The organism is Guyparkeria sp. (assembly GCF_046545975.1).
In the GTDB taxonomy this organism is placed as follows: Bacteria; Pseudomonadota; Gammaproteobacteria; order Halothiobacillales; family Halothiobacillaceae; genus Guyparkeria.
The window spans coordinates 1-9,375 of the sequence record NZ_JBKGYT010000069.1 but is presented as its reverse complement, the minus strand read 5'-3'; the positions used below and the strand labels follow the sequence as shown (position 1 = coordinate 9,375).

Below are 9,375 nucleotides of genomic sequence, written 5' to 3'. Positions count from 1 at the left end.
ATTATACACTCAATGTCGTTCCTGCCCGATACCCGGAGAGCCGCGTGATCCAGAACACCCCCTTCACCCCAACCCGCGATCGACCGCTGGAAATCGCCGTGATCGGCTCCGGCATCGCCGGCATCGGCACCGCGTGGCTGCTGGGGCGGCATCACCGAGTAACGCTGTTCGAGAAGAACGACTACCTCGGGGGGCACACGCACACCCACCGGCTCGACGACGGACTGGGAGGCGAGATCGCCGTGGACAGCGGCTTCATCGTCTGCAACCGCCCGAACTACCCGCAGCTGTTCGGGCTGTTCGAGACGCTCGGGATCGAGACGCAGGCCACCGACATGTCCTTCGGCATGAGCATGGACCGCGGCCGGCTGGAGTACAGCGGCGACAACATCAACACCCTGTTCGCCCAGCGGCGCAACCTGCTGCGCCCGGGCTTTGTGCGGATGGTGGCCGAGATCCTGCGTTTCAACCGGCTGGGCAAGGCGGCCCTGCAGAACGCGGGCAGTGCGCCGTCCGCGCTCGACGACATGCCGCTGGGGCACTTCCTGGCCGCCAACGGGTTCTCGCCCCGGCTGCGCGACGACTACCTGCTGCCCATGGCCGCGGCGATCTGGTCCTGCCCGACACGGCGCATGCTCGACTTCCCCGCCAGAAGCTTCCTGCAGTTCTTCGACAACCACGGGTTGATGAACGTGCAGGACCGCCCGCAGTGGGAGACGGTCTCGGGCGGCTCGCGCGCCTACATCGACCGCATGCTGGAGGCAGGAGGCTTCGAGACCCTCGTCGCCCACCCGGTCACGCGCATCGAACGGTGCGAGGCCGGCATCCACCTGCCCGAGCACGGACGTCGCTTCGATGCCGTGGTATCCGCCGCGCATGCCGACGAGACGCTGGCGATGCTCGCGGATCCGGATCGCCGGGAACGGGACACGCTGGGCGCCTTCCGCTTCCAGGAGAACCGGGCCTTCCTGCACCGCGACACCCGGCTGATGCCGAGACGGCGCCAGGTCTGGTCGAGCTGGAACTACCTGGGCCGCCGCGATGCCGACGGCGGGCGGGCCGTGGCGGTCACCTACTGGATGAACCGGCTGCAGAAGCTCGAATGCCGTCACGAGTGGCTGGTGACGCTCAATCCCTTCGAGCCGCCGCGGGACGAACTGGTGACGGGGGAGTTCACCTACCACCACCCGGTCTTCGATGCCCGCGCGGTCGCCGCGCAGGCCGACATCCCCGCGCTGCAGGGCCACCGGGGCATGTACTACGCCGGTGCCTGGACGGGCTACGGCTTCCACGAGGACGGGCTGGCCTCGGCCGTGGCCGTCGCCCGAGCGTTCGGGGTATCGATCCCCTGGGACGATGCCTCCTCGAACGACCGCGGGACGGAGGCGGCGTGAGCTCGGCGCTCTACCAGGGCTGGGTGATGCACCAGCGGTTCACGCGGGCCTGCTACCGCTTTCGCTACCGCGTGTTCTCGCTCCTGGTCGACCTCGACGATCTCGAGGCGGGGTTTCCCGGCACGCGACTGCTCTCGCACAACCGCTTCAACCTGTTCTCGGTCCACGACCGCGACCACGGCCCGCGCCGCGACATGCCGCTGCGCGACTGGATCACGGCCACCGCCCGCGCCGAGGGTATCGACATCGAGGGCGGCAAGATCCTCGTCTCGGCCTACCCCAGGGTACTGGGCTACCAGTTCAACCCGCTGACGGTCTGGTACTGCCACGACCGCAACAATGAGCTGGTCGCGATCGACTGCGAGGTCAGCAACACCTTCGGCGGCCACCACCACTACTTCCTGCACGACCACGGTCGCCCGCTGGAAAGACCCTTCCGCGCCACGGCGGACAAGGTGTTCCACGTCTCGCCGTTCCTGCCCATGAACATGCGCTACCACTTCCGGTTCTCGCGGCCCGGCGACCGGCTCGGTGTGGCCATCCGCGAGACCGAACTCGACGCGAACGGCGGCGAGATCCTGACGCTCGTCGCCACCCACAACGCGCAGCGTCGCGAGCTCAGCGACCGACGCCTGGCGCTCGAGGCGCTGCGCATCCCGTTTCTCACCCTCAAGGTGATCGGCCTGATCCACTGGCAGGCCCTGAAAATCTGGCTCAAGGGCGGGCGTTTCCACAAGAGCCCGCCACCACCGGCATCGGAGGTCAGTTCATGCCCCTCGCACAGACACGAAACGTAGCCCCGATCGCGGCCTCGGCCACCGCCGAGCGACCCGCCGAACAGGCCCTGCCACTGGCCGCCCGCTGGGTGAGCCACCTGCTCGCCGACATCCGCATCGGTCGGGTGCGCGTCACCACCGACGACGGCGGCAGCGCGGAGTTCGTCGGCGCGGAGCAGCCCGAGCTGTCCGCCAGCTGGCACCTGCATCACCCCGCCCGGCTGTTCTCCCGCCTCGCCCGGCTGGGGGACATCGGCATCGCGGAGGGCTTCATCGCCGGCGACTTCTCCACCGACGACCTGACCACGCTGCTGGAGATCGGCGCGCGCAACTTCGAGGTGATCGCCCGCGACCTGCGCCCGGGATTCTGGGCCCGGCTGGCCCACCGCCTGCAGCACGCCCTGCGGGCCAACCACCGCCGCGGCAGCCGGCGCAACATCGCCGCCCACTACGACCTGGGCAACGACTTCTACCGGCTCTGGCTCGACGATTCGATGACCTACTCGGCGGCGCTCTTCGACGATCCCGACGAGCCGCTGGCGATCGCCCAGCAGCGCAAGTACGACCGGCTGCTCGACGGCCTTCAGGCCGAACCCGGCGATCGCGTCCTCGAGATCGGCTGCGGCTGGGGCGGACTGGCCGAGCGAGCCGCCCGGCGGGGCCTGGAGGTCGACGGGCTGACCCTGTCGATCGAGCAGCTGATCTGGGCGCGGGAACGGCTGGAGAAGGCCGGGCTGGCCGAGCGCGCGCAGCTGCAGCTGACCGACTACCGCGACCAGACGGGCCAGTTCGATCACATCGTCTCGATCGAGATGTTCGAGGCGGTGGGCGAGCGCTACTGGCCCGCCTTCTTCCGCACCGTGCACGACCGCCTGAAGCCCGGTGGGCGGGCGGCGATCCAGGTGATCACCATCGAGGAGGACGCGTTCGAGTCCTACCGACGCGAGCCCGACTTCATCCAGCTCTACATCTTCCCCGGCGGCATGCTGCCGTCCATCGAACGCTTCCGCGCCGGTGCCGAGGCCGCCGGTCTCGCCGTGCGCGACACCCACCTGTTCGGCCGCGACTACGCCCGGACGCTGGCCCGCTGGGAGGGCCGCTTCGACGCCGCGGAGGACACGCTCGAGGGCATGGGCTTCGACCACGCCTTCCGCCGGACCTGGCGCTACTACCTGGCCTACTGCCAGGCCGGCTTCCTCACCGGCCGGATCAACGTCGCCCAGGTCATACTGGAGCGTCCGTGACGCACGCAGCGCAGCCCGCGGCACAACTGGGCCTGTGGCGGGTGCTCGCCTACGGCGTGCCGGGCCTGCCGCTGGCCCTGATGGGCATCCCGCTGTATGTCTACCTGCCGCCGTTCTACGCCAACGAACTGGGACTGGGACTCGCCGCCGTGGGCCTGGCCCTGATGCTGACCCGGTTCTGGGACGTGATCACCGACCCGCTGGTCGGATTCCTCTCCGACCGCATCCCCGGCCGGCATCGGCGCAAGCTGCTGATGGCCACGGGCATCCCGCTGCTGGTCGCCTCGCTGTGGTTCCTGCTGCGCCCGGGCGAGGGCGTCGGGCTGTGGCACCTGTACCTCTGGGGCCTGGCCGCGTTTCTCGGCTGGACGCTGATCCAGATTCCCTACACCAGCCTGGGCGCGGAGGCCGACCCCACCCCCCATGGGCGCACCCGGCTGGCCGCCAGCCGCGAGGGCCTGGCCCTTGTCGGCACGGTGCTGGCCGCCTCGCTCCCGGTGCTGCTGGGCAGCGAGGCGCCGGCCGACGTGCTCAAGGCGGTCTTCTGGCTGATGGCGGTCCTGCTGCCGCTGGGCTTTCTGGTCATGGGACTAGGCACGCCGGAGCCGGCCACGCACCGGCCGGTGGCCGACTGGCGGCACGGCTGGCCATTGATCAGGCACAACCGCCACCTGCGCGGCCTGCTCGGCGGCTACTTTCTCAACAACCTGGCCAACGGCATCCCCGCCGCCCTGTTCCTGATGTTCGTCGCCGACCGGCTGGACGCGGAGAACTGGCTCGGCCCGCTGCTGCTCTACTTTGCCGCCGGCATTGCCGCCCTGCCTGCCTGGACCTGGGCGGCACGCCGCATCGGCAAGCGCCGAGCATGGGGGCTGTCCATCCTGCTGGCCGCGGTCAGCTTCGCCTTCGCCCCGCTGCTCGGCCCGGGCGACGCCGTCTGGTTCGCGGTGATCTGCGCCGTCTCGGGGCTGAGCCTGGGCGCGAACATGGTGCTGCCGGCCTCCATCCAAGCCGATATTGCCGGCATGGACAGCGACGCGGGCGGCGGCGATCGCGCCGGGCTGTTCTTCGGCCTGCTGGGTCTGGCGACCAAGCTCGCGCTCGCCGTGGCGGTGGGGCTGGGCTTCGGGGTGCTGTCGGCCGCCGGCTTCGAGGCCGGCGATGCGGACACCACCGCGCTGGCCCTCGCCTACGGCGCCCTGCCGGTGGCCTTCAAGCTGGCCGCCGCCTGGCTGGTCCTTTCCATCCTGACCGATACCGAACCCCCACCCAGGGAGGCAATGCCATGATTCGACGATTCGCCCTGGCGACGACCCTCGCCACCACCTTACTCGTCAGCGGGTGCAGCAGCATGAAACTCGACCAATTCCAGGGCACCACGCCCGCCTTCGACCTCACCGGGTACTTCGCGGGCAAGACCTGGGCGCACGGGATCTTCGAGGGGCGCGGCGGCGAGATCAAGCGCCAGTTCCGCGTCGAGATCGACGGCCACTGGGAGGGCGAGGAGTTCGTCCTGGACGAGGACTTCGTCTACGACGACGGCGAGACCGACCAGCGTACCTGGCGCATCACGCCCGCCGGCGAGGGCGAATACGTCGGCCGCGCCGGCGACATCGTCGGCACGGCGGAGGGCCGCGAGGTCGGCCAGGCACTGAACTGGCACTACGTGCTGCGCCTGCCGTACAACGACTCGACCATCGACGTGACCTTCGACGACTGGATGATCCGCCGCAGCGAGAACGTGGTGATCAACCGCGCCACGGTGAGCAAGTTCGGCATTCGCGTCGGCGAGGTGACGCTGTTCTTCACCAAGTCCGACCCGGACGGGAGCGGCGCGTGAACGCCGCCGGCCTGCGCGGCCTGCTGCTGGGCGCCGCGCTCCTCCCGGCGGCCGCCTTCGGCACCGGCTTCGCCCCCGAGCTCGAGGGCGAGGCGGGCCTGGAGCTGCTGGGCTCGGGCACGGCCAGCTACATGGTGTGGGACGTCTACGACGCGGCGCTCTACGCCCCGGCCTCGGCCAGCGAATCGACCCTGCAGGGGGGCGCATTGCCGATGACGCTGATCCTGGAATACCACCGCGACGTCGGCGTCGACGGCATCCGCAAGGCCGCCTGGAAGGCCCTGGAGGACCAGCGGGACGAAGCCGACCGCGAGGCCTTGCGAGACCGCGTGGAGGCACTGCACGACGCGATGCGCGATGTCGGCGACGGCGACCGCTACCGGCTCGACTGGCGTCCGGAAACTCCCGCGCTGCGGCTGTCACTCAACGGCACGACGGTGTTCGAGAGCGAGGATGCCGAACTGGCGCGGGTCTACTTCGGCATCTGGCTGGGCGAGCCGCCCTTGTCCGACGACCTGCGCAAGGCGCTCCTCGCGCGACTGGACTAGGTTCCCTAGCGAGCGGCGGTCAGCCGGCCGCGTCGAGCACTGCCTCGACCGGGGCGTGCTGCCGCGACGGCAGGTGGCGCCACCACTCGACCGCCGGGCCGTCCGCCTCCATGGGGCGGATGTAGCGGGCGTGCTCGGCTTCCTTGCCGGCATTGTCGTAGTCCATGCCGTGCTTGCGGAACGAGGCGAGGATGCGCTGGCGCGACATCTCCTCCTTGCCGTCGATCAGCCCCGGGTGGTTGCGCAGCACGAAGTCGGGCTGGAAGAAGAAGTAGGTGTGATCGAAGCCGTAGGGGTTGCGCGGATGGTCGTCCGGGTAGCAGGTGCCGAAGGCGGTCAGGAACATCGGCTCCCCGGCCCAGACGAACTTCCAGCCCTCGCGGCCGTCGACGTGCCGCAGGCAGTCGGAGCCGGCCGGGTCGGTGCGGTTGAGACCGTCGAGCAGCCGCGCCGTGGTCTCGGCGAGCCGCTCGACCGATGCGCTCATGGCCGCCGGCAGGCGCAGGGCCAGCCCCTTGAACTTCTCCTTGTGCCCCACGAGCATGAAATGGAACAGGTCCTCGGCGAACCGGTGGACATTCGAATCGAAGTCCTGCGTCTCGTCGTAGTCCCGCGCGCCCCAGTACTTGCCCGACGGCGCGAAGATGCAGCGGGTCTTGTCGACCGCCCCCATGAACTCGAGATGCGTGGGCGAATAGACCGGCACGTGCGCCCTGCGGCGAGGGAAGCGCGTCCGGATCACCTCGGCGATCTCCTCGCGCATCGACTGGGCATGCACCTCGGCCATGTGGCCCGGGAAGTGCGCGGCGATCACCGCGAACAGGGTGTTGGTCAGGCTCTGCAGGCTGGCCAGCCCGTTGACCGGCAGAGATTCGGCCAGCGCCGGGGCCTCGTCGTAGAAGCGCAGGGTCGCGGCAAGGTCGGCCAGCCGCTCGGGCAGCATCTCGGTGGGAAACAGGCTGCGCCCCTCGTCCGACTGGCAGCTCTTGAGCGCCTTGTCGGCCTGGACGTAGTAGCGGTGCGCGGTCTCGAGCACCAGGAAGGAGAGCAGCGAGAGCTCGAGGTCGTCGGCTTCGCGCGGGGCCTGCCAGTCCTGTTTCGCCAGGTGTTCGGCCAGGCTGACGGCCGCCGCGTCGTCCAGCGTCGCGTCCCGATCCAGCGCCCAGCTGCCCACCAGCCGACGACCCAGCACAAACTGCTTCATGATATTCATGGCACGCCCTTCTCTATACTCGACCAACCACCCCACAAGTCACTGTTTTGTCACAACAAAACAGGACCCGTGAACACCCCGCCGCGCCGAGCGGATCGCGCAATCTACCGGATTATGCCGCCGGGCGCAAAGCGACGGGAGGAAAACCCTTGCCAGAACGGCCTAACCCGTTGCGCTGCAATGGCTTTTAACGCAGTCCCGGGGTCGGACATGGGCCGCCGGAAACGACAGGCGGCAACGCCGGAAAGACAACGAGGAGATGCCGCCGGAGGCGAGGCATCAGCCGTCGATCACCCGCCACTCGCCGGGCCCCAGGCCGTCGAGCCGGTAGGGGCCGATCGCCACCCGGACCAGGCGCAGGGTGGGAAAGCCCACGTGCGCCGTCATGCGACGGACCTGGCGGTTGCGCCCCTCGCGCAGGGTGAGTTCCACCCAGCTGGTGGGCACGCTCTTGCGGTAGCGCACCGGCGGGTCCCGCGGCCACAGCCAGTCGGGCTCGTCGACCCGCTCGGCCCCGGCCGGACGGGTGGGCCCGTCCTTGAGCGTCACTCCCGCCCGCAGGGCAGTCAGCGCGTCGGCATCGATCTCGCCCTCGACCTGCGCGAGGTAGACCTTGGCGAGCTTGTGCTTCGGGTCGGCCAGCCGCGCCTGCAGGCGGCCGTCGTCGGTAAGCAGCAGCAGACCCTCGCTGTCGCGGTCGAGCCGCCCGGCCGGGTAGACCCCCGGGAAATCGATCCAGTCGGCGAGCGTGGCCGCCGGGCTGTCGGGCTCGGGCGTGAACTGGGAGAGGCAGTTGAACGGCTTGTTGAAGGCGAGCAGCGTCACGGGTCAGGCACTCGTCACGGCGGTGTCGGACCAGGCCTCCCAGCGCTCGATCTGGGCCGGATCGGCGCCCGCCTGCGAGAGCAGGCCGACCAGCGCGGCTCGATCGATGCCCTGCCAGGGCCCCGGGGTGGTCGCAAGCGGCAGGTCGCAGACGATCTCGGTCAGTTGCCGCGACAGGCGCACCTGCGCCTCGTGCTCGGCCAGCAGGCGTTGCGCACGCGGCGCGCCGCGGAACTTCATGCCATAGACGGAAGCGAGGTTGGCGTAGATGCCATCGATGCTCTCGTGCTTCTTGAGCAGGCGGGCGGCGGTGCGCGGGCCGATGCCGGGCACGCCGGGAATGTTGTCGGCCACGTCGCCGGTGAGCGCCAGCCAGTCGGCCACCTGTCCCGGCATCACCCCAAAGCGGCGCTTGACGTCGCCGTAGGCCATCACCTGGCCGCGCATGGGGTTGTACCAGCGGTCGTCGGGGCCGAGCAGCTGGGCGAGGTCCTTGTCGCCGGTGACGATGGTCACGGCCCGTTCCCGGCTGCGCAGGCGGGTCACCAGCGTGCCGATCACGTCGTCGGCCTCGTAGCCGGGCTGGTCCAGCGCGCCGAACCCCGCCGCCTCGGCCAGTTCCCGGCAGCGCGGGAACTGCTCGGTCAGCTCGACCGGGTGGGGCGGCCGATGGCCCTTGTAGTCGGGGTAGATGGCCTGCCGGTGGCCTCGCCCGCAGGGCGCGTCGAACACCGCGGCGATCACCGGGGCGGGCCGGTCGGGCAGCCAGGTGGACTCCACCAGCGCCAGCAGGTAGTCGGCGAAACCGAGCAGCGCGTTGACCGGCCGGCCGGCGCGATCGGTCCGCCCCTTGTCGTAGACGTGCCATGCCCGCCAGATCTGGGCATGGGCGTCGATCAGCCAGGCGCGCTCGCGGCTCATGCCGACCCGACGGCCGGCATGGTGCGGGAACGATAGGCCGTGCGGGCCACGCCGTCGGCCTCGGCCGCGCGCGCCACGGCGGCGGGCAGCCGTTCGATCAGGCGCGGGTCGAAGGGCTTTGGCAGGATGTAGTCCGGGCCGAACTCGAGCGAGTCGAGATCGTAGGCCGCCAGCACCGAGGCCGGCACCGGCTCGCGGGCGAGTGCCGCCAGCGCCTCGACGCAGGCGATCTTCATGTTGGCCGTGATCCGCCGGGCGCGGCAGTCCAGCGCGCCGCGGAAGATGAACGGGAAGGCCAGCACGTTGTTGACCTGGTTGGGATAGTCGCTGCGCCCGGTCGCCATAATCAGGTCATCGCGCACCTCGTGGGCGTGCTCGGGCAGGATCTCCGGGTCGGGGTTGGCCAGCGCGAACACCACGGGGCGCTCGGCCATGCCGGCGAGCATCTCCGGGGTCAGCAGTTTGGGGGCGGAGACGCCGATGAAGGCATCGGCCCCGACCAGGGCGTCGGCCAGCGTGCGCGCCTCGGTGCGGGCGGCGAAGCGGCGATGGTGCTCCGGCAGCCCCTCGAGCCCGGCATGGAGGACCCCCGTGCGGTCGACCACCAGCAGGTT

The 9,375-nt window shown here is 70.2% G+C and carries 10 protein-coding genes; 6 read left to right on the top strand and 4 right to left on the bottom strand.

Annotation, left to right across the window (positions count from 1 at the left end):
• The 6 genes from ACLFMY_RS07115 to ACLFMY_RS07090 all read left to right on the top strand — a co-directional run.
• On the top strand, positions 1–1,394 hold a 1,394-nt coding region (locus ACLFMY_RS07115), incomplete at its 5' end, for an NAD(P)/FAD-dependent oxidoreductase (protein WP_410763918.1).
• Entirely contained in the window at positions 1,391–2,191 is an 801-nt protein-coding gene (locus ACLFMY_RS07110) for a DUF1365 domain-containing protein (RefSeq protein WP_410763917.1), read from the top strand. The genes ACLFMY_RS07115 and ACLFMY_RS07110, both read left to right, overlap by 4 nt.
• On the top strand, positions 2,164–3,414 hold the full coding sequence (locus ACLFMY_RS07105) for a class I SAM-dependent methyltransferase (protein ID WP_410763916.1): 1,251 nt from the start codon (positions 2,164–2,166) through the stop codon (positions 3,412–3,414). Before ACLFMY_RS07110 ends, ACLFMY_RS07105 begins: the two co-directional genes overlap by 28 nt.
• The gene (locus ACLFMY_RS07100) at positions 3,411–4,703 is read left to right on the top strand and encodes an MFS transporter (RefSeq protein ID WP_410763915.1); all 1,293 of its coding nucleotides are present in this window, start codon (positions 3,411–3,413) and stop codon (positions 4,701–4,703) included. The genes ACLFMY_RS07105 and ACLFMY_RS07100 overlap by 4 nt, the downstream gene beginning before the upstream one ends.
• The gene (locus ACLFMY_RS07095) at positions 4,700–5,254 is read left to right on the top strand and encodes a DUF3833 domain-containing protein (protein ID WP_410763913.1); all 555 of its coding nucleotides are present in this window, start codon (positions 4,700–4,702) and stop codon (positions 5,252–5,254) included. The genes ACLFMY_RS07100 and ACLFMY_RS07095 overlap by 4 nt, the downstream gene beginning before the upstream one ends.
• Positions 5,251–5,802 (top strand): chalcone isomerase family protein, encoded by a 552-nt coding sequence (locus ACLFMY_RS07090; protein WP_410763912.1) that lies wholly within the window; start codon positions 5,251–5,253, stop codon positions 5,800–5,802. The genes ACLFMY_RS07095 and ACLFMY_RS07090 overlap by 4 nt, the downstream gene beginning before the upstream one ends.
• A gap of 19 nt (positions 5,803–5,821) precedes the next feature.
• Here the strand turns inward: ACLFMY_RS07090 and ACLFMY_RS07085 are convergent, their stop codons facing one another.
• From ACLFMY_RS07085 to ACLFMY_RS07070, 4 genes are all read right to left on the bottom strand, one after another.
• Positions 5,822–7,015, bottom strand: a complete 1,194-nt coding sequence (locus ACLFMY_RS07085) for a hypothetical protein (RefSeq protein WP_410763911.1) — start codon at positions 7,013–7,015, stop codon at positions 5,822–5,824.
• Between the two features lie 279 nt (positions 7,016–7,294).
• Positions 7,295–7,834 carry a pseudouridine synthase gene (locus ACLFMY_RS07080; RefSeq protein WP_410763919.1) on the bottom strand — a complete coding sequence of 180 codons (540 nt, stop codon included), beginning with the start codon at positions 7,832–7,834 and terminating at the stop codon, positions 7,295–7,297.
• Between the two features lie 9 nt (positions 7,835–7,843).
• Positions 7,844–8,761 (bottom strand): 5'-3' exonuclease H3TH domain-containing protein, encoded by a 918-nt coding sequence (locus tag ACLFMY_RS07075; RefSeq protein ID WP_410763910.1) that lies wholly within the window; start codon positions 8,759–8,761, stop codon positions 7,844–7,846.
• Positions 8,758–9,375: malic enzyme-like NAD(P)-binding protein (locus ACLFMY_RS07070; protein ID WP_410763909.1), on the bottom strand; the 618-nt coding region annotated here is incomplete at its 5' end. The genes ACLFMY_RS07070 and ACLFMY_RS07075, both read right to left, overlap by 4 nt.